The 23,105-nt window shown below is 58.4% G+C and carries 24 protein-coding genes; 10 read left to right on the top strand and 14 right to left on the bottom strand.

Annotated elements, in window-relative coordinates:
* Positions 1-120 precede the first annotated feature (120 nt).
* The gene (locus tag AB1E37_RS08945) at positions 121-468 is read right to left on the bottom strand and encodes a YebG family protein (protein ID WP_004184662.1); all 348 of its coding nucleotides are present in this window, start codon (positions 466-468) and stop codon (positions 121-123) included.
* Positions 469-612: 144 nt separating this feature from the next.
* Between AB1E37_RS08945 and purT the strand changes: the two genes are divergently transcribed.
* On the top strand, positions 613-1,791 hold the full coding sequence (gene purT, locus AB1E37_RS08940) for a formate-dependent phosphoribosylglycinamide formyltransferase (RefSeq protein ID WP_004151450.1): 1,179 nt from the start codon (positions 613-615) through the stop codon (positions 1,789-1,791).
* Positions 1,792-1,847: 56 nt separating this feature from the next.
* On the opposite strand, the gene AB1E37_RS08935 is transcribed toward purT, so the two are convergent.
* The 4 genes from AB1E37_RS08935 to AB1E37_RS08920 all read right to left on the bottom strand — a co-directional run bounded on the left by AB1E37_RS08935 (position 1,848) and on the right by AB1E37_RS08920 (position 6,197).
* Complete coding sequence (locus AB1E37_RS08935) at positions 1,848-2,489, bottom strand: bifunctional 4-hydroxy-2-oxoglutarate aldolase/2-dehydro-3-deoxy-phosphogluconate aldolase (protein ID WP_002911423.1); 642 nt, start codon at positions 2,487-2,489, stop codon at positions 1,848-1,850.
* 38 nt (positions 2,490-2,527) lie between these two features.
* Positions 2,528-4,339, bottom strand: coding sequence for a phosphogluconate dehydratase (gene edd, locus AB1E37_RS08930; protein WP_002911425.1), 1,812 nt, complete (start codon positions 4,337-4,339; stop codon positions 2,528-2,530).
* Between the two features lie 222 nt (positions 4,340-4,561).
* A complete protein-coding gene (gene zwf / locus AB1E37_RS08925) occupies positions 4,562-6,037 on the bottom strand; it encodes a glucose-6-phosphate dehydrogenase (RefSeq protein ID WP_004899141.1) in 1,476 nt (491 codons plus the stop codon).
* 10 nt (positions 6,038-6,047) lie between these two features.
* Positions 6,048-6,197, bottom strand: a complete 150-nt coding sequence (locus AB1E37_RS08920; protein ID WP_004145554.1) for a hypothetical protein — start codon at positions 6,195-6,197, stop codon at positions 6,048-6,050.
* 159 nt (positions 6,198-6,356) lie between these two features.
* On the opposite strand from AB1E37_RS08920, the gene AB1E37_RS08915 reads away from it, so the two are divergent.
* Both AB1E37_RS08915 and pyk read left to right on the top strand, forming a co-directional pair.
* Positions 6,357-7,262, top strand: a complete 906-nt coding sequence (locus AB1E37_RS08915; protein ID WP_004145555.1) for a MurR/RpiR family transcriptional regulator — start codon at positions 6,357-6,359, stop codon at positions 7,260-7,262.
* Between the two features lie 125 nt (positions 7,263-7,387).
* Positions 7,388-8,830, top strand: coding sequence for a pyruvate kinase (pyk, locus tag AB1E37_RS08910; protein WP_002911440.1), 1,443 nt, complete (start codon positions 7,388-7,390; stop codon positions 8,828-8,830).
* A gap of 40 nt (positions 8,831-8,870) precedes the next feature.
* Here pyk and lpxM read toward each other — a convergent pair whose 3' ends face one another.
* The 3 genes from lpxM to znuA all read right to left on the bottom strand — a co-directional run bounded on the left by lpxM (position 8,871) and on the right by znuA (position 12,242).
* A complete protein-coding gene (gene lpxM, locus AB1E37_RS08905) occupies positions 8,871-9,845 on the bottom strand; it encodes a lauroyl-Kdo(2)-lipid IV(A) myristoyltransferase (RefSeq protein ID WP_004899153.1) in 975 nt (324 codons plus the stop codon).
* 117 nt (positions 9,846-9,962) lie between these two features.
* Entirely contained in the window at positions 9,963-11,282 is a 1,320-nt protein-coding gene (mepM, locus tag AB1E37_RS08900; protein ID WP_004899155.1) for a murein DD-endopeptidase MepM, read from the bottom strand.
* Between the two features lie 15 nt (positions 11,283-11,297).
* A complete protein-coding gene (gene znuA, locus AB1E37_RS08895) occupies positions 11,298-12,242 on the bottom strand; it encodes a zinc ABC transporter substrate-binding protein ZnuA (RefSeq protein WP_004180437.1) in 945 nt (314 codons plus the stop codon).
* Positions 12,243-12,353: 111 nt separating this feature from the next.
* On the opposite strand from znuA, the gene znuC reads away from it, so the two are divergent.
* Both znuC and znuB read left to right on the top strand, forming a co-directional pair.
* On the top strand, positions 12,354-13,073 hold the full coding sequence (znuC, locus tag AB1E37_RS08890; RefSeq protein WP_004197828.1) for a zinc ABC transporter ATP-binding protein ZnuC: 720 nt from the start codon (positions 12,354-12,356) through the stop codon (positions 13,071-13,073).
* A complete protein-coding gene (gene znuB, locus AB1E37_RS08885; RefSeq protein ID WP_004899157.1) occupies positions 13,073-13,858 on the top strand; it encodes a zinc ABC transporter permease subunit ZnuB in 786 nt (261 codons plus the stop codon). Before znuC ends, znuB begins: the two co-directional genes overlap by 1 nt.
* A gap of 63 nt (positions 13,859-13,921) precedes the next feature.
* On the opposite strand, the gene ruvB is transcribed toward znuB, so the two are convergent.
* The 6 genes from ruvB to aspS form a co-directional block, all read right to left on the bottom strand.
* Complete coding sequence (gene ruvB / locus AB1E37_RS08880; RefSeq protein WP_004148860.1) at positions 13,922-14,932, bottom strand: Holliday junction branch migration DNA helicase RuvB; 1,011 nt, start codon at positions 14,930-14,932, stop codon at positions 13,922-13,924.
* Between the two features lie 8 nt (positions 14,933-14,940).
* Entirely contained in the window at positions 14,941-15,552 is a 612-nt protein-coding gene (gene ruvA / locus AB1E37_RS08875; protein ID WP_002911454.1) for a Holliday junction branch migration protein RuvA, read from the bottom strand.
* 79 nt (positions 15,553-15,631) lie between these two features.
* Positions 15,632-16,153, bottom strand: a complete 522-nt coding sequence (gene ruvC / locus AB1E37_RS08870; protein WP_002911456.1) for a crossover junction endodeoxyribonuclease RuvC — start codon at positions 16,151-16,153, stop codon at positions 15,632-15,634.
* A gap of 34 nt (positions 16,154-16,187) precedes the next feature.
* Positions 16,188-16,928: a YebC/PmpR family DNA-binding transcriptional regulator gene (locus AB1E37_RS08865; protein WP_002911459.1), complete on the bottom strand. Its 741-nt coding sequence runs from the start codon at positions 16,926-16,928 to the stop codon at positions 16,188-16,190.
* A 27-nt stretch (positions 16,929-16,955) separates the two neighbouring features.
* The gene (gene nudB / locus AB1E37_RS08860) at positions 16,956-17,399 is read right to left on the bottom strand and encodes a dihydroneopterin triphosphate diphosphatase (RefSeq protein ID WP_002911477.1); all 444 of its coding nucleotides are present in this window, start codon (positions 17,397-17,399) and stop codon (positions 16,956-16,958) included.
* Position 17,400: 1 nt separating this feature from the next.
* On the bottom strand, positions 17,401-19,188 hold the full coding sequence (gene aspS / locus AB1E37_RS08855; RefSeq protein ID WP_002911479.1) for an aspartate--tRNA ligase: 1,788 nt from the start codon (positions 19,186-19,188) through the stop codon (positions 17,401-17,403).
* Between the two features lie 267 nt (positions 19,189-19,455).
* On the opposite strand from aspS, the gene AB1E37_RS08850 reads away from it, so the two are divergent.
* The 5 genes from AB1E37_RS08850 to cmoB are packed head-to-tail and all read left to right on the top strand — an operon-like array spanning position 19,456 to position 23,069.
* Entirely contained in the window at positions 19,456-20,022 is a 567-nt protein-coding gene (locus tag AB1E37_RS08850) for a hydrolase (RefSeq protein ID WP_004145564.1), read from the top strand.
* Complete coding sequence (locus AB1E37_RS08845) at positions 20,019-20,837, top strand: DUF72 domain-containing protein (RefSeq protein ID WP_004899166.1); 819 nt, start codon at positions 20,019-20,021, stop codon at positions 20,835-20,837. Before AB1E37_RS08850 ends, AB1E37_RS08845 begins: the two co-directional genes overlap by 4 nt.
* A gap of 52 nt (positions 20,838-20,889) precedes the next feature.
* Positions 20,890-21,285 carry an MAPEG family protein gene (locus AB1E37_RS08840; RefSeq protein WP_002911484.1) on the top strand — a complete coding sequence of 132 codons (396 nt, stop codon included), beginning with the start codon at positions 20,890-20,892 and terminating at the stop codon, positions 21,283-21,285.
* A 39-nt stretch (positions 21,286-21,324) separates the two neighbouring features.
* On the top strand, positions 21,325-22,068 hold the full coding sequence (gene cmoA, locus AB1E37_RS08835; protein WP_004175417.1) for a carboxy-S-adenosyl-L-methionine synthase CmoA: 744 nt from the start codon (positions 21,325-21,327) through the stop codon (positions 22,066-22,068).
* Positions 22,065-23,069, top strand: a complete 1,005-nt coding sequence (gene cmoB / locus AB1E37_RS08830; RefSeq protein ID WP_004899169.1) for a tRNA 5-methoxyuridine(34)/uridine 5-oxyacetic acid(34) synthase CmoB — start codon at positions 22,065-22,067, stop codon at positions 23,067-23,069. The genes cmoA and cmoB overlap by 4 nt, the downstream gene beginning before the upstream one ends.
* The last annotated feature ends 36 nt before the right edge of the window (positions 23,070-23,105 follow it).

The raw sequence follows: 23,105 nt of genomic DNA, 5'->3' as shown, positions 1-23,105 counted from the left end.
AAACACTGTTATCAGCCTAAACGACGCGATGTCAGGAAATGTTAGATATGGCTAAAGATGCGCAAAGGTACGTGCGACGGCAGCATCGGGGCCGACCGACCAGTGACTGACCGCCAGCGTTCAGGCTGCCTTGGCTTTGCGCGCTTTGGCCGCCGGCACGGCGTCATCACCCGCCGGAGAAGTCTCGGCGGTAGCCGACGGCGCGGAGGCGTCCTGTGCGGGCGTCTCTTGCTCTGGCAGTCGGCCAACTCGCAGGATATGCTGCAGCGCTTCTTTACGCTCAGCCAGCCACATCGCCATGGTATCGCGCTGGACGTCATCCATCTCCAGCGGCGATGTCACCAGCCAGTCATTCAGCACCTCTGCCAGATCGAGCATTTTGTCGTAAGCGTCGGCCTCTTTTTTGCTGGCAAAAGACATTTTTTCCTCACCTTCGCGGATCACCACATATTTAATTTCAACCGCCATACTGCAGCCTCTCTATACTGTATTTTTATACAGTATAGCAAATTTCCCTCCCGGACTCAACTCACGCGCGTTACGCGCGTAAAGACATACGCAAACGTTTTCGTTTATAATCGCTGCCATCTTTTTTTACTGCGGATGAGAGTTATGACTGTATTAGGCACCGCGCTGCGCCCGGCAGCCACCAAAGTTATGCTGTTAGGTTCCGGCGAGTTGGGTAAAGAAGTCGCTATTGAATGTCAGCGTCTGGGCATTGAAACCATCGCCGTAGACCGCTACCCCGATGCCCCGGCGATGCAGGTCGCCCACCGCGCCCATGTCATCAATATGCTGCACGGCGAGAGCCTGCGCGCCCTGATTGAACAGGAAAAACCTGATTATATCGTGCCGGAGATCGAAGCTATCGCTACCGACACCCTGGTCGAACTGGAACAGGCCGGGCAGAAAGTGGTCCCCACGGCGCGGGCGGCAAAGCTCACCATGAACCGCGAAGGCATTCGCCGCCTGGCGGCGGAAGAGCTGCAGCTTCCCACCTCCCGCTATCGTTTTGCCGACAGCGAAGAAGGCTTCCGCGCGGCGGTTACCGAGATCGGTTTGCCATGCATCGTTAAACCGGTGATGAGCTCCTCCGGCAAAGGCCAGAGCTTTATCCGCTCGGCTGACCAGCTCAGCGAAGCCTGGCGCTATGCGCAGCAGGGCGGCCGCGCTGGCGCCGGACGGGTGATCGTCGAGGGGGTGGTGAACTTCGATTTCGAAATCACCCTGCTCACCGTCAGCGCTGTCGATGGCGTGCATTTCTGCGCTCCGGTTGGTCATCGTCAGGAAGACGGCGATTACCGTGAGTCCTGGCAGCCGCAGCAGATGAGCGACCTGGCCCTCGAGCGTGCCCAGACCATCGCCCGCAAGGTGGTGCTGGCGCTGGGAGGTTATGGTCTGTTTGGCGTGGAGCTGTTCGTATGCGGCGACGAGGTGATCTTCAGCGAAGTCTCCCCGCGACCACACGACACCGGGATGGTGACGCTTATCTCCCAGGATCTCTCGGAATTCGCCCTGCACGTTCGCGCCTTCCTCGGGCTACCCGTCGGCGCTATCCGCCAGTATGGTCCGGCCGCCTCCGCGGTGATCCTTCCGCAGTTGTCCAGCCAGAACGTCAGCTTTGGCCAGCTGCAGTCGGCCGTCGGGGCTGGCCTGCAGCTGCGTCTGTTCGGCAAGCCGGAGATTGACGGTACCCGCCGCCTGGGGGTAACCCTCGCCGTCGCCGATTCGGTTGAGGAGGCCGTGGCGCGGGCTAAAGCCGCCGCCGCGGCGGTCATCGTCGAAGGGTAAAGACAAAAAACCCGGTCGCGTTGCTGCAGACCGGGTTGTTGACCTGGAGGCGTGGTTTATTTCGCGCCTTCCACCGCTTCTCGCGCGAGGGTGGTGATGCGATCGTAGTCGCCGGCTTCGAGGGCGTCGGCTGGCACCAGCCAGGAACCGCCGATGCACAGTACGCTGTTCAGCGCCAGGTAGTCACGGTAGTTGGCCGGAGAGATACCGCCGGTCGGGCAGAAACGAATGTGGCCGAACGGACCCGCAATCGCCTGCAAGGCTTTCACGCCGCCGTTGGCTTCCGCCGGGAAGAATTTAAACTCTTTCAGGCCATACTGCATACCCAGCATCAGCTCAGATACCGTGCTGATCCCCGGGATCAGCGGGATGGTGCCGTCTTCGGTCGCCGCTTTCAGCAGGGATTCGGTAAGACCCGGGCTGATAGCGAACTGCGCGCCGGCTTCCGTTACCGCTTTCAACTGCTCAACGTTGGTAACCGTGCCCGCGCCGACAATCGCGTCCGGAACTTCTTTGGCAATCGCGCGGATCGCCTCCAGGGCGCACTCGGTGCGCAGAGTCACTTCCAGCACGCGAACGCCGCCCGCCACCAGCGCTTTCGCCATCGGTACCGCGTGTTCCAGCTTTTTCACTACGATAACCGGGACAACCGGACCGGAGGTGAGGATTGCTTCTGCTGTTGTTTTCCAGTTTTTCATCAGGATTTTCTCTCGCCAGATCTAGAAATTAAATCGTCTTAAAAAGTGATGCAGGTTGCGCCCTGCTCCGCGCCAGAGAGCTTCTCACGCAGCGCCCCAAACATCTCCCGACCGGTTCCCACGCGCGACGCGCTGAGGTCAGGGATATGCGGCTGACGCGCCGCCAGTTCGGCCTCATCCACCAGCAGCGTCAGTTCCCCCGTCTGTCCGTTCACGCGAATAAGATCGCCATCGCGCACTTTCGCCAGCAAGCCGCCATCATACGCTTCAGGCGTGACGTGAATGGCTGACGGGACTTTACCGGAGGCGCCAGAGAGTCGGCCATCGGTCACCAGCGCTATTTTGAAACGGCGGTCCAATAATACACCAAGTGGCGGCATAAGTTTATGTAATTCTGGCATCCCATTCGCTTTTGGCCCCTGATGACGGACCACCACCACGCAGTCTTTGTCCAGCAGCCCCGCTTCAAAGGCCGGCAACACGTCGTGCTGGCTCTCGAATACCACCGCCGGCGCTTCAATCACCTGGTTCTCCACCGGGACCGCCGAAGTTTTCATCACCGCGCGTCCCAGGTTGCCGCTCAGCACCTTGGTGCCGCCGTGGCGGGAGAATGGTTTTTCAAAGGTCGCGATGACCTGGTCGTCCAATGGCGCTGTCGCCCCTTCGCGCCAGTCCAGCTCGCCGTTATTCAGCCATGGCTCCAGGGTGTAGCGCGACAGGCCAAAGCCGGCCACGGTGTGAACATCCTCATGCAGCAGGCCGCCTTTCAGCAGCTCGCGCACCAGTACCGGAACGCCGCCTGCCGCCTGGAAGTGGTTGATATCCGCCGGGCCGTTGGGATAGAGGCGCGCCAGCAGCGGCACCACGTCTGACAGGTCGGAGAAATCGTCCCAGTTAATGATAATTCCCGCCGCGCGGGCCATCGCCACCAGGTGCATAGTGTGGTTGGTGGAGCCACCGGTCGCCAGCAGCGCCACGATGCCGTTGACCACCACTTTTTCGTCAAACATTTTGCCCAGCGGCATCCACTCATTGCCGTTGCCGGTCATGCGGGTGACCTGGCGCGCGGCGGCGGCGGTCAGCGCTTCCCGCAGCGGAGCATCCGGATGGACAAAGGACGAGCCCGGCAGCTGCATGCCCATAAATTCGACCACCATCTGGTTGGTGTTCGCCGTTCCGTAGAAAGTACAGGTCCCCGGCGCGTGATAAGAGGCGGCTTCGGACTCCAGCAGCGCCATACGGTCAACTTTCCCTTCTGCATACAGCTGGCGAATGCGAACCTTCTCTTTATTCGGCAGGCCGCTGGCCATCGGACCGGAGGGAATAAAGACCGACGGCAGATGGCCAAATGAGAGCGCCGCCATGGTCAGACCGGGAACAATTTTATCGCAGACCCCGAGATACAGGGCCCCGTCGAACATGTTATGCGACAGGCCGATGGCGGCGGACATAGCGATCACCTCTCGGCTCAGGAGTGAAAGCTCCATCCCGTCCTGCCCCTGCGTTACGCCGTCGCACATCGCCGGCACGCCGCCGGCGACCTGGCCGACCGCATTGGCGCTGTGCAGCGCTTTGCGGATGATCTCCGGGTAGTGTTCATAGGGCTGGTGAGCGGACAACATGTCGTTGTAGGAGGTGATGATGGCAATGTTGTTGCGCAACATGCTCTTCAGGGAGGCTTTGTCGTCAGCCTGGCAGGCCGCGAATCCGTGAGCCAGATTGCCGCAGGCCAGTTGCGCACGATGCACGGTGTCGGTTTTGGCCTGGTTAATCCTTGCGAGGTAAGCCGCGCGGGTGTCACGCGACCGTTCGATAATGCGATTTGTTACCCGTAACATTGTCGAATTCATAAAGGCTCCTCAAATTTTTATCTGTCCGGCCGCTGCGTGATGACGTGTTGACGTGGTAAAGGCCACAAACACCAGCGCTCAGGGGCAAAATGTCTGCAGGCAGTGTAATAAAAAAAGCCCCGTGGGTGAATCCTCACGGGGCTTAAAAGATTAAAAAGCGTGCGACTTTCTGCGTCAGATCATGTTACCGGTAAAATAACCCTGACGGATTAGCCTCCAGCCTTACTCGAACTCGTTCCATGAACGACCGTCGCGAGTGATCATGGCCACCGACGCAACCGGTCCCCAGGTCCCGGCCTGATACGGTTTCGGCGCATCGCGGTCGGCTGCCCAGGCTTCGGTAATGGAGTCAACCCATTTCCACGCCTCTTCTACTTCGTCACGGCGAACGAACAGCGCCTGGATGCCACGCATGGTCTCCAGCAGCAGACGTTCATAGGCATCGGCCAGGTGCGTCTGGTTGAAGGTTTCGGAGTAGCTCAGATCCAGTTTAGTGATCTGCAGGTTATGTTTATGATCGAGGCCCGGCACTTTGTTCAGTACCTGGATATCTACCCCTTCGTCCGGCTGCAGGCGAATGGTCAGCTTGTTCTGCGGCAGCTCCTGCCAGGTCTCTTTAAACAGATTCAGTTCCGGGGTTTTGAAGTAAACCACTACCTCTGAGCATTTGGTCGGCAGACGTTTGCCGGTGCGCAGATAGAACGGTACGCCAGCCCAGCGCCAGTTATCGATATCGACGCGGATCGCCACGAAGGTTTCGGTGTTGCTGGTCTTGTTGGCCCCCTCCTCTTCGAGATAGCCAGGCACTTTTTTGCCCTGGGCAAAGCCGGCGGTATACTGGCCGCGAACGGTTTTCTCGCGCACGTTGGAGCGGTCAATACGGCGCAGGGATTTCAGCACCTTGACCTTTTCATCACGGATGCTGTCGGCGCTGAGATCGGACGGCGGTGACATGGCAATCATGCACAGGATCTGCAGCAGGTGGTTCTGGATCATGTCGCGCATCTGCCCGGCCTGGTCGAAGTAACCCCAGCGCCCTTCAATACCCACCTCTTCCGCGACGGTGATTTCGACGTGATCGATGGTGCGGCAGTCCCAGTTATTGACGAACAGGGAGTTGGCGAAGCGCAGCGCCAGCAGGTTGAGGACCGTCTCTTTACCGAGATAGTGGTCGATACGGTAGACCTGACACTCTTCAAAAAACTCGCCGACCTGGTCGTTGATTTCACGGGAGGTTTCCAGCGAGGTGCCGAGCGGTTTTTCCATGACCACGCGCGCAGGCTTGGCATTAAGCTTCGCTTCGCCCAGCCCTTTACAGATCGCGCCAAAGGTGCTCGGCGGCATGGCGAAATAGTTGATGGTGACACGGTTCTTTTGATCCAGCATCTCACCCAGGCGGGTGAAGCCGCTGGTGTCATTGACGTCAAGATTACAGAACTCCAGGCGTCCGCTCAGGGTATCCCACAAACCTTCATCAATTTTTTCCTTCATGAAGGTTTCCAGCGCTTCGCGCACGACTTTGGTATAAGCCGTTTTATCCCAGTCGGCACGGCCGACGCCAATGATTCTGGTGTCAGCGTGGATCTGGCCCGCCTTTTCAAGCTGATACAGGGAAGGCAACAATTTACGCCGCGCCAGGTCGCCCTTCGCGCCGAAAATGACCAGGTCGCATGCCTGGGCCGTTTGCGTTACCGCCATGTCATTCTCCTCAGTTGATAGTCTGGTGCTTTTGCCAGGCTATATTTGTAATTTTCTTACACTGCACTGTACTGTGTTTACGTATTTCCCGAAAGCCTTCCCCTTCGTTTGCGGCGGTAAAACCGCACAGGGTGAAAACATTCGGCGATGATTTGGGCATTCGGCCGTTATTGTTCGTTGTTTGTACCTGGTTCAGGTCAGTAAAATACGACCCTGATCATGTAATGAAAAAAAACAACATCATTTCACGTCATTCCTCACCGCTTGCGCTTGCGGAGGGGTATATTCTTGCTAAAACGCCCAATGATTTCACCCATTAATGAAATCGTTTCCATTGATGAGCGCCCTGTTACTAATGAACATGCTGGAAAAAATCCAGTCCCGACTGGAACACCTTAGCAAATCTGAACGCAAAGTGGCGGAAGTGATCCTCGCCACCCCCGAGCAGGCCATTCATTCGAGCATCGCCGCCCTCGCCCTTGAGGCCGGGGTTAGCGAACCGACCGTCAATCGCTTCTGCCGTAGTCTCGAAACCCGCGGATTCCCTGACTTCAAACTGCATCTGGCCCAGAGCCTTGCGCACGGCACGCTCTATGTTAACCGGAATGTCGATGAAGACGACAGCGTTGAGTCATACACGGGAAAAATATTCGAATCGGCCATGGCGAGTTTAGATCAGGTGCACCATTCTCTCGACATGTCGGCGGTAAATCGCGCGGTGGATCTGCTGACTCAGGCCAAAAAAATCGCCTTTTTCGGCCTCGGCTCCTCAGCGGCGGTCGCTCACGACGCGATGAACAAATTTTTCCGCTTTAACGTGCCGGTCATCTATTCCGACGACATTGTCCTGCAACGGATGAGCTGTATGAATTGCGATGACGATGATGTGGTGGTGATTATCTCGCATACCGGAAGAACCAAGAGCCTGGTGGAGCTGGCGCAGCTGGCTCGTGAAAACGATGCCATGGTGATCGCGCTCACCTCCGCCGGTACGCCGCTAGCCAGGGAAGCCACGCTCGCCATTACCCTTGATGTGCCGGAAGATACCGACATCTATATGCCGATGGTCTCCCGTTTGGCCCAGTTGACCGTCATTGACGTGTTGGCGACTGGCTTTACCTTGCGTCGGGGGGCAAAATTCAGAGATAACTTGAAGAGGGTCAAGGAAGCGCTGAAGGAATCGCGTTTTGATAAAGAACCATTCGTACCCAGTGATAATCAATAAAAGTTGATAACAAGCAGTACCCCATTACACCTTCGATAACGATCCGGCTGTGCGACGTTGCAGGCTGGCGCTACCGAATCCATGTTCACGCAACACCAAAGTTGTATCAGTCAACGGAGTATTACATGTCCAGAAGGCTTCGCAGAACCAAAATCGTTACTACCTTAGGCCCGGCAACTGACCGCGATAACAACCTGGAAAAGGTTATCGCCGCGGGCGCAAACGTAGTACGTATGAACTTCTCTCACGGCACCCCGGAAGATCATCAGCTCCGTGCCGACAAAGTGCGTGAGATTGCGGCAAAACTGGGCCGTCATGTGGCCATCCTCGGCGACCTCCAGGGACCAAAAATTCGCGTATCGACCTTCAAAGAAGGCAAAATTTTCCTCAACGTCGGCGATAAATTCCTGCTCGACGCAAACCTTGGCAAAGGCGAAGGCGACAAAGAGAAAGTCGGGATCGACTATAAAGGCCTGCCGGCGGACGTCGTGCCGGGCGATATCTTATTGCTCGACGATGGTCGCGTGCAGCTGAAAGTCCTCGAAGTTCAGGGGATGAAAGTGTTCACTGAAGTGACCGTCGGCGGCCCGTTGTCCAACAACAAAGGGATCAACAAGCTGGGCGGCGGCCTGTCTGCCGAAGCGCTGACCGACAAAGATAAAGCTGATATCGTCACCGCCGCTAAAATCGGCGTCGACTACCTGGCCGTCTCTTTCCCGCGCTGCGGCGAAGACCTGAACTACGCCCGTCGCCTGGCGCGCGATGCCGGCTGCGATGCGAAAATCGTCGCCAAAGTTGAGCGTGCCGAAGCGGTTTGCGATCAGGATGCGATGGACGACGTGATCCTCGCCTCCGATGTGGTAATGGTTGCCCGTGGCGACCTCGGCGTCGAGATCGGCGATCCTGAGCTGGTGGGCATCCAGAAAGCGCTGATCCGTCGTGCCCGTCAGCTGAACCGTTCCGTCATCACCGCCACCCAGATGATGGAGTCGATGATCACCAACCCGATGCCGACTCGCGCGGAAGTGATGGACGTGGCCAACGCCGTGCTGGATGGTACCGATGCGGTGATGCTCTCCGCGGAGACCGCTGCCGGTCAGTATCCTTCGGAAACCGTGGCCGCGATGGCGCGCGTGTGTCTGGGCGCGGAAAAAATCCCTAGCCTCAACGTCTCCAAACACCGTCTGGACGTCCAGTTCGACAACGTGGAAGAAGCGATTGCCATGTCGGCGATGTATGCCGCCAACCACCTGAAAGGCATTACCGCCATCATCACCATGACCGAATCGGGCCGTACCGCGCTGATGACTTCGCGCATTAGCTCCGGTCTGCCGATTTTCGCCCTCTCCCGCCACGAGCGCACCCTGAACCTGACCGCCCTCTACCGCGGGGTGACGCCGGTGTTCTTCGACAGCCAGAATGACGGGGTGGCCGCCGCGCACGACGCCGTCAATCTGCTGCGGGACAAAGGCTATCTGGTCTCCGGCGACCTCGTGGTCGTGACCCAGGGTGACGTGATGAGCACCATCGGCAGCACCAACACCACTCGTATCCTCACCGTCGAGTAAGCACGGTAGAGATAAAAAAGCCTCCTGACGGAGGCTTTTTTTATTTCTTTTTCGGGAACAGCTCTTTGCGTTTATAGGGCTCGATTTCACCCGGCTTGCGCGTTTTCAGCAGCTTCAGGATCCAGGTATACTGCTCGGTGTGCGGCTTAACAAACACTTCCACTTCTTCGTTCATCCGCCGGGCGATGGTCGTATCGTCAGCGTCCAGCAGATCGTCCATCGGCGGGCGCACCAGCACCGTCAGGCGGTGCGTCTTGCCATCGTAGACCGGGAACAGCGGTACGACGCGGGCGCGGCACACTTTCATTAAGCGGCCAATCGCCGGCAGCGTGGCCTTGTAGGTAGCAAAGAAATCCACAAACTCGCTGTGTTCGGCGCCGTGATCCTGATCGGGCAGATAGTAGCCCCAGTAGCCCTGGCGCACCGACTGAATAAACGGTTTGATCCCATCGTTGCGCGCGTGCATACGCCCGCCAAAACGACGACGCACGGTATTCCACACGTAATCGAACACCGGGTTACCCTGGTTATGGAACATCGCCGCCATCTTCTGCCCGCCGGAGGCCATCAGCATCGCCGGGATATCCACACCCCATGCATGCGGAACGAGAAAAATCACCTTCTCATTATTGCGCTGCATCTCGTCGATGATCGCTTTCCCCTGCCAGTCGACGCGGGAAAGGATTTTCTGCGGATCGCGCAGGCCCAGCTCGGCCATCATCACCATCGCCTGCGGCGCCGAGGCATACATGGCGTCGATAATCGCTTCCCGCTCGTACTCGCTTTTTTCCGGGAAGCAGTACAGCAAATTAATCTGCGCCCGGCGGCGCGAGCTTTTCGCCAGACGCCCTACCAGACGACCGAGTTTGCCGAGGAGCGGATCGCGAAAGGATGGCGGCGTCAGCGCAATACCGGCGAAGGCAAAGACCCCCAGCCAGGCGCCCCAGTAGCGCGGCAGTAAAAAGGATTTTTCAAACTTAGGGATAAACTCAATATTATTTTTTTTCGTTTCCATGCCCAATCCGCAGATCGACTGCTTAATCAAGATAATGGGATAGTGTAGCGAGACGTCGGGTATCCTACAAAAGAAAAAGCCGGCGCCCTGGGGCACCGGCTTTCCACTGACCGGTGGTTAGTCAAACCGCAGCTGCGTAACGACCTCTTTGACCTGCGCCAGATAGTCGGTCCGGTCGGAACCGCTCAGCCCTTCGGTACGCGGCAGCTTAGCCGTCAGCGGGTTGACCGCCTGCTGGTTGATCCACACTTCGTAGTGCAGGTGTGGCCCGGTAGAGCGTCCGGTATTCCCCGACAGCGCAATGCGATCCCCGCGCTTCACTTTCTGCCCCGGCTTCACTAACAGCTTACGCAGGTGCATGTAGCGAGTGGTATAGGTGCGACCGTGGCGGATCGCGACGTAATACCCGGCAGCGCCGCTGCGTTTGGCCACGACTACTTCACCATCGCCCACCGCCAGCACTGGCGTTCCCTGCGGCATCGCGAAATCGACGCCACGGTGCGGCGCGACGCGGCCGGTGACCGGGTTCAGACGACGCGGATTAAAGTTAGAGGAGACGCGGAACTGACGCGCCGTTGGGAAGCGCATAAAGCCCTTCGCCAGACCCGTCCCGTTGCGGTCGTAGAATTTGCCGTCTTCGGCGCGGATGGCATAGTAATCCTTACCGTCAGAGCGAAGACGCACGCCGAGTAACTGGCTTTGCTCACGTTTGCCGTCGAGCATTTCGCGCGACATCAATACCGAGAATTCGTCGCCTTTCTTCAGCTTACGGAAATCCATCTGCCACTGCATGGCCTTGATCACCGCGTTGATTTCCGTGCTGGTCAGCCCGGCATCACGCGCGCTGGAGACAAAGCTGGCGCCGACGGTGCCCTTCAGCACGCTGTTGACCCAATCGCCTTTCTGCAGCTCGCTGCTCATTTTAAAACCGTTATCCACACGGGTATAGGTGCGGGTCTCGCGGCGGGACATCTCCCAGGTCAGGCTCTGCAGATCGCCGTCGGCGGTCAGGGTCCAGGAGAGCTGCTGGCCAATCTTCAGGTTGCGCAGCTCTTTATCGGCGGAGGAAAGCTGGGCGATATCGCCCATATCGATACCGTACTGGTTCAGAATACTGCTGAGCGTATCGCCGGTCGACACCACATATTCGTGCCCGCCGGCATCGCTATCGGCTTTTTCGTCGAGCTCATCCTGAGGAATGGCTTCTTCTTCCTGCGGGGCCTGATCGATCGGCTCGGAGGCTTCCGGCAGCAGGGAGCGGATCTCGCTTTTTTCCAGTTCAATGGTTCTGACGATGGGGGCGGATTCCGGGTGGTAAATGTAGGGTCGCCAGACGGCGACCGCTAAGGTAAGAACGCTAAGCGACCCCAGCATAACGCGATGAGGTCGTGGCAGATTGTTGAATGCCTGAGTGACAGCGCGGGCTATCTGTTGCACGTATTCACTTCCTCGTTAATCTCCTTTCAGGCAGCTCGAATACTGATTCGCCAGTTGGGTGAGGAATTGCGGGTAACTCGTTTTACCCAGCGTAATTCCTGTCCCCAGTGGATCCAGGGTCCCCATGCGCACAGACGTGCCCCGGGCAACAGCTTCGATAACCGCTGGCCTGAACTGTGGCTCAGCAAAAACGCAAGTGGCTTTCTGCTCAACCAGTTGTGTTCTGATTTCGTGTAAACGCTGCGCACCGGGCTGTATTTCAGGGTTGACGGTAAAGTGCCCCAGCGAGGTCAAACCGTAGTGTTTTTCAAAGTAACCGTAGGCGTCATGAAAAACGAAATAGCCCTTCCCTTTCAGCGGTGCCAGCTCATTGCTCACCTGCTTGTCGGTCGCCGCCAGCGCGGTCTCGAACTGCTGCAGGTTGCTGTCGAGTTTGGCTCGACTCTGCGGCATAAGTTCCAATAATTTATCGTGGATTGCAACCGCCGAAAGCCGCGCTATCTCTGGGGATAACCACAGATGCATATTGTAAATACCGTGATGGTGATCGCCGTCACCTTTTTCTGCTGCGCCATGGTCATGACCATGGTGATCGTCATCGTCGTCCGCCCCGGTGATGAGCAGCGGTTTGACCCCATCCAGCTCGGCAATCGTCACCTTTTTATTCGCCGCAATGCTTTGCGTCGACTTATCCATAAAGGCTTCCATTTCCGGACCAATCCACACCACTAAGTCTGCGTTCTGTAAGCGTTTTACATCAGAAGGACGGAGGGAATAATCATGCTCGGAGGCGCCATCGGGCAGCAGCACCTGGGTCTCGGTCACCCCATCGGCGATGGCCGCCGCAATAAAGCCCAGCGGTTTCATAGAAGTCACCACGGCGGCGCTGGCCAGCGGTACCTGCGCGAACAAAAAAACAGCGCCAAGTCCAGCGCAAAGAAGCGTATTTTTATGTAACATAATGCGTCTAGTCATCGAAATAAGTGAGTGTGATGTGATATTATAACATTCACTAGCTTGTGCAACCCCTAAATTACTATGACAAACCTTGTAACGCTGGAAAATGTCTCGGTGGCCTTTGGCCAACGCCGCGTGTTGTCTGACATCTCGCTGGCTCTCACGCCAGGCAAAATCTTAACCCTGCTGGGCCCCAACGGCGCCGGCAAATCGACCCTTGTGCGGGTGGTTCTCGGGCTGGTAGCACCGACAGAGGGTGTTATCAAGCGTGACGCACGCCTGCGCATCGGCTATGTGCCGCAGAAACTGCATCTGGACGCCACGCTGCCGCTGACCGTTAGCCGCTTCCTGCGTTTGCGCCCGGGCACCCGTAAAGACGACATCCTGCCGGCGCTGAAGCGCGTGCAGGCGGGGCATCTGATCGATGCGCCGATGCAAAAGCTCTCCGGCGGCGAAACGCAGCGCGTACTGCTGGCCCGCGCCCTGCTCAACCGTCCGCAGCTGCTGGTGCTGGATGAACCGACCCAGGGTGTTGACGTCAACGGCCAGGTGGCGCTCTACGATCTTATCAACCAGCTGCGCCATGAACTGGACTGCGCGGTGCTAATGGTATCCCACGATCTGCATCTGGTGATGGCCAAAACCGACGAAGTTCTGTGCCTGAACCAGCATATCTGCTGCTCTGGCGCACCGGAGGTGGTCTCCATGCACCCGGAGTTTATCTCCATGTTCGGCCCGCGCGGCGCGGAACAGCTGGGGATATACCGCCACCACCATAATCACCGCCACGACCTTCAGGGGCGAATTGTACTGCGTCGGGGAAACAGCCGCTAATGATTGAACTTCTGTTACCTGGCTGGCTTGCCGGGATGATGCTGGCCTGCGCCGCTGGTCCGCTGGGCTCCTTTGTGGTCTGGCGCCGCATGTCTTATTTCGGCGACACGCTGGCGCATGCGTCTCTGCTCGGCGTCGCTTTCGGTTTATTGCTTAACGTCAATCCGTTCTATGCGGTGATCGTCGTGACCCTGCTGCTGGCCGGCGGGCTGGTGTGGCTGGAAAAACGACCGCATCTGGCGATCGATACCCTGCTGGGCATCATGGCGCACAGCGCGCTGTCCCTGGGGCTGGTGGTTGTCAGTCTGATGTCTAACGTCCGCGTCGATCTGATGGCGTACCTGTTCGGCGATCTGCTGGCGGTTACGCCGCAGGACCTGATCGCCATTGCCATTGGCGTGGTGATTGTGATTGGCATTCTGCTCTGGCAGTGGCGGAATCTGCTGGCGATGACCATCAGTCCGGACCTGGCGTTTGTCGACGGCGTGAAGCTGCAGCGGGTCAAGCTGCTGTTGATGCTGGTCACCGCCCTGACTATCGGCGTGGCGATGAAGTTCGTCGGGGCGCTGATCATCACTTCCCTGCTGATTATCCCGGCCGCCACCGCCCGCCGTTTTGCCCGTACGCCGGAGCAGATGGCCGCCGTGGCGGTGGGCGTGGGCATGCTGGCCGTTACCGGCGGGTTAACCTTCTCGGCTTTCTACGATACCCCGGCCGGGCCGTCGGTGGTGCTCTGCGCCGCGGTGCTGTTTATTCTCAGCATGACGAAAAAAGCCGCCAGCTGAAAATGAAAAAGCCCGGTCACGCTGCTGACCGGGCTTCACCATAAACTGCTCAACCGCAACGCGCTACGGCATTTCCGGCGGCGTAATCCCGAAATGATTCCAGGCGCGCACCGTCGCCATTCTTCCCCGCGGCGTACGCTGCAGAAAGCCCTGCTGAATTAAGTAGGGCTCCAGTACATCTTCAATGGTTTCCCGCTCTTCGCCAATCGCGGCGGCGAGGTTATCCAGCCCCACCGGGCCGCCAAAGAACTTATCTATCACCGCCAGCAGCAGCTTACGGTCCATATAGTCGAACCCTTCCGCATCGACGTTAAGCATATCCAGCGCCTGGGCGGCAATATCGGCGGAGATGGTGCCGTCGTGGCGCACTTCCGCGAAGTCACGCACCCGGCGCAGCAGACGGTTGGCAATACGCGGCGTGCCGCGTGAACGGCGGGCTACTTCCAGCGCGCCCTCGTCGCTCATCTCCAGCCCCATATGGCGGGCGCTGCGGCTGACAATATGCTGCAGATCGGGGATCTGATAGAACTCCAGACGCTGCACGATGCCAAAGCGGTCGCGCAGCGGCGAGGTCAACGAACCGGCGCGGGTGGTGGCGCCGATCAGGGTAAACGGCGGCAGATCGATCTTGATGGAACGCGCCGCCGGACCTTCGCCAATCATAATATCCAGCTGGTAGTCTTCCATTGCCGGATAGAGCACCTCTTCCACCACCGGCGAGAGGCGATGGATCTCATCGATAAACAGTACATCGTGCGGTTCGAGGTTGGTGAGCATCGCGGCGAGGTCGCCCGCCTTCTCCAGCACCGGGCCGGAGGTGGTACGCAGATTCACCCCCATTTCATTGGCGACAATATTGGCCAGGGTGGTTTTCCCCAACCCTGGCGGGCCAAAAATCAGCAGGTGATCGAGGGCGTCGCCGCGCAGCTTCGCCGCCTGGATAAAGATCTCCATCTGCGAACGCACCTGCGGCTGGCCGACATACTCTGCCAGCAATTTTGGGCGGATGGCGCGGTCAGCGGCCTCTTCAAAGCCGCTGCTGTCTGCCGATACCAGCCGGTCTGCTTCAATCATCCCTTACCTCACAACGCAGCGCGCAGCGCTTCGCGAATTAGCGTTTCACTGTTGGCGTCCGGACGCGCGATCTTGCTGACCATCCGGCTGGCCTCCTGCGGTTTATAGCCCAGCGCGACCAGCGCGGCAACCGCTTCCTGCTCGGCATCGTCCGCCGTTGGGCCTGCCGGCGAGGTCAGCACCAGATCGGCCGCCGGGGTGAACAGGTCGCCGTGCAGCCCTTTGAAGCGGTCTTTCATCTCAACGATCAGACGCTCAGCGGTTTTTTTGCCAATCCCCGGCAGCTTCACCAGCGAGGCGACCTCTTCCCGTTCAACGGCGTTGACGAACTGCTGCGCCGACATGCCGGAGAGGATCGCCAGCGCCAGCTTGGGCCCCACGCCGTTGGTTTTAATCAGCTCTTTAAACAGGGTACGTTCCTGTTTGTTGTTAAACCCATACAGCAGCTGGGCATCTTCACGCACCACAAAGTGGGTGAAGACGATCGCCTCCTGCCCGGCCTCCGGCAGCTCATAGAAGCAGGTCATTGGCATATGCACTTCATAGCCGACGCCCGCCGTTTCCAGCAACACCAGCGGGGGTTGTTTTTCGAGAATGATGCCTCTGAGTCTGCCTATCACGTGGGGCTCCTGCGTTATGGTCTAAGTATCTGGCGGTATCATAAAAAAAGGCTGGATAGATATCCAGCCTGATTTGCGATTATCGTAAGCGCCCCCGCGCCAGATTGAGCCGGGTCTCGCTGATCTGAGCGGCATTCTGGCTGACATGGCAATGGGTGATGGCGATCGCCAGCGCATCCGCCGCATCCGCCTGCGGATTGGCGGGCAGCTTGAGCAAGGTGCGCACCATATGCTGGACCTGGCTCTTTTCGGCGCTGCCAATCCCGACCACGGTCTGCTTGACCTGACGGGCGGCGTATTCAAACACCGGCAGCGCCTGATTGGTCGCTGCGACGATCGCCACCCCGCGCGCCTGCCCGAGCTTTAACGCCGAGTCGGCATTCTTGGCCATAAAGACCTGCTCAATGGCGAAATAGTCGGGCTGGAACTGGGTGATGATCTCCGTCACCCCGGCGTAGATCAGCTTCAGCCGCGACGGCAGATCGTCCACTTTGGTGCGGATGCATCCGCTGCCCAGGTAGCTCAGCTGCCGCCCAACCTGGCGGATCACGCCATAACCGGTAACGCGCGACCCCGGGTCAATGCCGAGAATAATAGCCATCACGCGCCTCCGGTTAACCGTGGATGCGGCTGCATCACAGGGTGGCTGCGACCTCGTCGGAGATCTCGCCGTTATGGTACACTTCCTGCACGTCGTCGCAGTCTTCGAGCATATCGATCAGACGCAGCAGCTTCGGCGCCGTCTCGGCATCCATATCCGCTTTGGTGGACGGAATCATTGAGACTTCGGCAGCGTCGGCTTTCAGGCCGGCGGCTTCCAGCGCGTCGCGCACAGCGCCCATCTCTTCCCAGGCGGTGTAGACGTCGATGGCGCCGTCGTCATAGGTCACCACGTCTTCTGCGCCTGCTTCCAGCGCCGCTTCCATGATAGTGTCTTCATCGCCTTTCTCGAAGGAGATAACGCCTTTCTTGCTGAACAGGTAGGAGACGGAACCATCGGTGCCGAGGTTACCCCCGGTTTTGGTGAAGGCGTGACGCACTTCCGCAACGGTACGGTTACGGTTGTCGGACAGACATTCCACCATCACCGCGGTGCCGCCAGGACCGTAGCCTTCATAAATGATGGTTTCCATGTTCGCGTCTTCATCGCCGCCGACGCCGCGCGCGATGGCGCGGTTCAGGGTGTCGCGAGTCATGTTGTTAGACAGCGCTTTATCAACGGCCGCACGCAGACGCGGGTTGGAAGCCGGATCGCCGCCGCCCAGACGCGCGGCGGTGACCAGCTCGCGAATGATTTTCGTAAAGATTTTACCGCGTTTGGCATCCTGTGCCGCTTTGCGGTGTTTGGTGTTGGCCCATTTACTATGACCTGCCATAAAAAACTCTCCAAAAAGCGCGCCCTTTCAGGCGGCGTTAATTACAAATTCTTCAATCGCCTGCCGGTTGCTCCACGACTTGGTCAGCGCAGCGGCTTCCGTCGCGCTGACCCAGCGATAGGCCAGATGTTCGGTGAAAGTAATCTCCCGCTCATGAGGCAGCGCAAGACAGAACCAGAATTCCGTATTGCGCTCTACACCCGGCGCATAGCGATGACGCAAATGAGAAAATATCTCGAACTCCACCGTGCGCTGACAGTCGATTAAGGTCAGTTGCTCGCAGGCAACGTCAATGGCGACCTCTTCCTTTACTTCACGCGCGGCGGCCTGCAGCGCGGTCTCTCCAGCTTCCAGGCTGCCGGTGACCGACTGCCAGAACGCGGGATCGTCGCGCCGCTGCAACATCAGCACCCGTTTCGTATCTTCGGCGTAAATCACCACCAGCACCGAAACGGGCAGCTTAAATGACATATTACTTGTTCTCCAGAGACGCTTTTGCCTCTTTCTCCACAACCTGAATACCCAGTTCACCGAGCGCCGCCGGATTGGCGAAGCTTGGCGCTTCGGTCATCAGGCAGGCGGCCGCGGTGGTTTTCGGGAAAGCGATAACGTCGCGGATGTTATCGGTACCGGTCAGCAGCATGGTCAGACGGTCAAGACCGAAGGCCAGACCCGCATGCGGCGGCGTACCGTACTTCAGTGCATCCAGCAGGAAGCCGAATTTCTCACGCTGTTCCTGTTCGTTAATGCCCAGAATACCAAATACGGTCTGCTGCATCTCGCCGCGGTGGATTCGCACCGAACCGCCGCCGACTTCATAACCGTTAATAACCATATCGTAGGCGTTGGCTACAGCCTCTTCCGGCGCGGCTTTCAGCTCATCCGCGGTCATATCTTTCGGCGAGGTGAACGGATGGTGCATCGCCGTCAGGCCGCCTTCGCCGTCGTCTTCGAACATCGGGAAGTCGATCACCCACAGCGGCGCCCATTTGCTCTCGTCAGTCAGACTCAGGTCTTTACCCAGCTTCAGACGCAGCGCGCCCAGCGCGTCGGCCACTACTTTCTTGTTGTCGGCGCCGAAGAAGATCATGTCTCCATCCTGCGCGCCGGTGCGGTCAAGGATCGCTTCCACGATTTCAGCGGTCAGGAATTTGGCCACCGGGCTGTTGATCCCGTCCATGCCTTTGGCACGCTCGGTCACTTTAATATAGGCCAGCCCTTTCGCGCCGTAGATCTTCACAAAGTTGCCGTATTCGTCAATCAGCTTGCGGGTCAGAGAGGCCCCGCCCGGGACGCGCAGGGCCGCCACGCGCCCTTTCGGATCGTTGGCCGGGCCGGCAAAGACCGCGAATTCCACAGACTTCAGCAGGTCGGCGACGTCCACCAGCTCCATCGGGTTACGCAGATCCGGTTTATCGGAGCCATAGCGACGTTCGGCTTCGGCGAAGGTCATGATCGGGAACTCGCCCAGGTCGACGCCTTTCACTTCCAGCCACAGCTGACGCACCATCGCCTCCATGATCTCACGCACCTGCGGCGCGGTCATAAAGGAGGTTTCCACGTCGATCTGGGTGAATTCAGGCTGACGGTCGGCACGCAGGTCTTCATCGCGGAAGCATTTGACGATCTGATAGTAGCGATCGAAGCCGGACATCATCAGCAGCTGTTTGAACAGCTGCGGCGACTGCGGCAGCGCGTAGAATTTGCCTTTGTGCACGCGGGAAGGCACGAGGTAATCGCGGGCGCCTTCCGGGGTGGCTTTAGTCAGCATCGGGGTTTCGATGTCGAGGAAGCCATGGTCGTCCATAAAGCGGCGCACAAAGCTGGTAATTTTCGCGCGGGTTTTCAGGCGCTGCGCCATCTCCGGACGACGCAGGTCGAGGTAGCGGTATTTCAGACGCGCTTCTTCGGTGTTGACGTGATTGGAGTCCAGCGGCAGCGATTCTGAGCGGTTAATGATCGTCAGATCGGAAGCCAGCACTTCGATAGCGCCGGTGGCCATGTCCGCGTTGATGTTTTTCTCTTCACGCGCGCGAACGGTGCCAGTGACCTGAATGCAGAACTCATTACGCAGTTCAGAGGCTAACTTCAACGCATCCGCACGATCCGGATCGAAAAACACCTGAACGATGCCTTCGCGGTCGCGCATATCGATAAAAATGAGGCTACCGAGATCGCGACGGCGGTTGACCCAACCACACAGAGTCACCTGCTGCCCAACGTGGGACTGTCGAAGCTGTCCGCAATATTCTGTACGCATGAGATATCCCTTAACTTAGCCGTCGGCGGATTGTCGTCTGCCCTGCAGGCGACGAGGTCGCAGCTTTAGCTGATGTCACAACTGAATGAAAAAAGGCGGCTATTATACTGGAAATTCTGTCGTTCGATAAGTCCGACGCACGATGTACGCTGCTTTGCTGCGCGCTTAACGTCCACACTCACATAAATTAACAAAATTTGTTACTCTTTTGCTGAAGCCGCAAAGGTATTGTAGCCGCCTGACAACAGATGAAGATACGGGGATACCATGTTAGAACTCAATGCAAAAAACACGGCGCTGGTGGTAATCGATCTGCAGGAAGGCATTCTGCCTTTCGCCGGCGGCCCGCATCGGGCTGACGAGGTGGTGGCGCGCGCCGCTCGCCTGGCAGACAAGTGCCGGCAACAGGGTTCGCCGGTCATCATGGTCCGCGTGGGCTGGTCGGCCGATTTCGCCGAAGCGCTGAAACAGCCTGTCGACGCTCAGGCCGGGGCGCATACGCTGCCCGAAAACTGGTGGACCTACCCGGCCACGCTGGGTAAGCAGGAGAGCGATATCGAAGTGACCAAACGCCAGTGGGGCGCGTTCTATGGCACCGACCTTGAGCTTCAGCTGCGCCGCCGCGGGATCGACACCATTATTCTCTGCGGTATCTCCACCAACATCGGCGTCGAATCCACCGCCCGCAACGCCTGGGAGCTGGGTTTTAACCTGGTCATCGCTGAAGATGCCTGCAGCGCCGCCTCCGCCGAGCAGCATCAGGGCAGTATGACGCATATTTTCCCGCGCATCGGCCGGGTGCGCAGTACCGAGGAGATCCTCACGGCGCTATGATTTATATTGGGCTTCCCCAGTGGTCGCACCCGAAATGGGTGCGCCTTGGCATCACCAGCCTTGAAGAGTACGCCCGCCACTTTAACTGCGTGGAGGGCAACACCACCCTGTATGCGCTACCAAAGCCGGAGATTGTCGCCCGCTGGTACGAACAGACTCACGATGACTTCCGCTTCTGCTTCAAATTTCCGGCCACCATCTCGCACCAGGCCGCCCTGCGCCATTGCGACGAGTTAAGCCGTGAATTTTTTGCCCGCCTGGCGCCGCTGGCCTCGCGCATCGGCCAGTACTGGCTGCAGCTGCCGGCGACGTTCGGTCCTCGCGATCTCCCCGCGCTATGGCATTTTCTCGACGGACTGCCGAAGGATTTCACCTACGGCGTCGAAGTTCGTCATCCCGAGTTTTTCGCCAAAGGGGAAGCGGAACAGCAGCTCAACCGCGGGCTGCACGAGCGTAACGTCAACCGCGTGATCCTCGACAGCCGCCCGGTCCATAGCGCTGCGGCCACTAGTCCGGCGATGATCGATGCCCAACAAAAGAAACCGAAGGTGCCGGTACATGCGGTGATGACCGCCCGAGAGCCAATGGTGCGGTTTATCGGCGGTGACGATATGGTCCATAACCGGGAACTGTTTCGCGTCTGGCTTCAGACCCTGGCGAAGTGGCATCAGTCGGGGACCCCGTGGTTGTTCCTGCATACCCCGGACATTGCTTTCGCCCCGGCGCTGGTGGATACCCTGTGGGGTGACCTGCGCGCTGCCCTGCCGGCGGCAGGAAATGCGCCGTCGATTCCGCAGCAATCTTCTCTTTTCTGATATCCTGCTATCATATCCGGAGCCATCTGCCAGAGTTAAAGGGAGTTTTCGTATGGTCAGCGCGCTGTATGCCGTTTTAGGTGCGTTATTGTTAGTGAAGTTCTCATTTGACGTGGTGCGTCTGCGCACCCAATACCATGTAGGCTACGGTGACGGCGGCTTTAGCGAGCTGCAGGTTGCCATCCGCGTTCACGGCAATGCCGTCGAATATGTGCCGATTGGCCTCATTTTGCTGTTATTTATGGAGATGAACGGCGCTCAGACCTGGATGGTGCACGTTTGCGGGATTTTATTGATTGTCGGGCGACTGATGCACTCCTGGGGTTTTCATCACCGCGTCTACTACTGGCGCCGCTCCGGCATGAGCGCCACCTGGTGCGCGTTGTTGCTAATGGTGCTGGCCAATCTTTGGTATATGCCCTGGGAGTTGGTTTTCTCCCTCCGTTAGCGCACAATACGCCGTTTTCGTTTTTTCGGGTTTAACGTTATGTCTCACCGCGATACGCTTTTTTCCGCGCCGATTGCCAGCCTCGGCGACTGGACCTTTGATGAACGGGTTGCTGAAGTCTTCCCCGATATGATCCAGCGTTCTGTGCCCGGCTACTCCAATATCATCTCGATGATCGGCATGCTGGCCGAGCGCTTCGTTCAGCCCAACACTCAGGTTTACGATCTTGGCTGTTCGCTGGGCGCCGCCACCCTCTCCGTGCGCCGCAATATTAGCCATCCGGACTGTCGCATTATCGCCATCGATAACTCGCCCGCGATGGTGGAGCGCTGCCGTCGCCATATTGACGCTTATAAAGCGCCGACGCCGGTCGAAGTGATTGAAGGGGATATCCGCGACGTGACCATTGAAAACGCCTCGCTGGTGATCCTGAACTTTACTATTCAGTTCCTTGAGCCGGGCGATCGCCAGGCGATCCTCAATAAAGTCTATCAGGGGCTGAATCCGGGCGGCGCGCTAGTGCTCTCGGAAAAATTCAGCTTCGAAGACGCCCACGTTGGCGAACTGTTGTTCAATATGCATCATGACTTTAAGCGCGCCAACGGCTACAGCGAACTGGAGATCAGCCAGAAACGCAGCATGCTGGAAAATGTGATGCTGACGGACTCCGTCGAAACCCATAAAGCCCGCCTGCGTCAGGCTGGGTTTGAACATGCCGAACTGTGGTTCCAGTGCTTTAACTTTGGCTCGCTGGTGGCCGTGAAAGCCGGGGAGCAGGCATGATCGACTTCAGTAACTTCTATCAGCTGATCGCCAAAAGCCCGCTGTCTCACTGGCTGGAGACGCTGCCTGCCCAGGTAGCCGCCTGGCAGCGCGATGCCCTGCACGGCAAGTTTCGTGAATGGGAGCGCGCCGTAGAATTTCTGCCGGAGCTAACGCCCTGGCGTCTGGATCTTCTGCACAGCGTCACCGCCGAGAGCGAAACGCCGCTCAGCGAAGGCCATCAGCGGCGGATCGAAAATCTGCTTAAAAACCTGATGCCGTGGCGCAAAGGCCCTTATTCGCTGTACGGCATCAATATCGATACCGAATGGCGATCCGACTGGAAATGGGAGCGCGTTCTGCCGCACCTGTCCGATCTCACTGGCCGGACTATCCTCGACGTGGGCTGCGGCAGCGGCTATCACATGTGGCGGATGCTCGGCGCCGGCGCACATCTGGCGGTCGGTATCGATCCCACCCAGCTGTTCCTGTGCCAGTTTGAAGCGGTGCGTAAGCTGCTCGGTAACGACCAGCGGGCGCATTTGCTGCCGCTGGGCATCGAGCAGCTGCCGGCGCTGGAGGCCTTCGACACCGTGTTCTCGATGGGCGTGCTCTACCACCGCCGCTCGCCGCTGGACCATCTGTGGCAGCTGAAAGATCAGCTGGCGCCAGGGGGCGAGCTGGTGCTGGAGACGCTGGTGGTTGAAGGAGATGAAAATACGGTGCTGGTACCGGGCGACCGCTATGCGCAAATGCGCAACGTCTATTTTATCCCCTCGGCGGCGGCCCTGAAATTGTGGCTGGAGAAGTGCGGGTTTATTGACGTGCGCATCGTCGACGCCTGCGTCACCTCGACAGAGGAGCAGCGACGCACCGAATGGATGACGACCGAATCGCTGGCCGATTTCCTCGACCCACAGGATCAGCGCAAAACGGTGGAAGGCTATCCGGCGCCATTACGAGCTGTGATCATTGCCACCAAACCGGAAACCCAGCAGTCGCTGGCGAAAAAAGCGAGATAAAAAAAGGCCCCTGTTTAATGGGCAGGGGCCTGGTAC

It is taken from the genome of Klebsiella sp. Shm-1, assembly GCF_040804525.1.
Taxonomy (GTDB): Bacteria; Pseudomonadota; Gammaproteobacteria; order Enterobacterales; family Enterobacteriaceae; genus Klebsiella; species Klebsiella pneumoniae.
The sequence above is the reverse complement of the archived record's forward strand: the minus strand, read 5'-3'. Positions and strand labels throughout refer to the sequence as shown.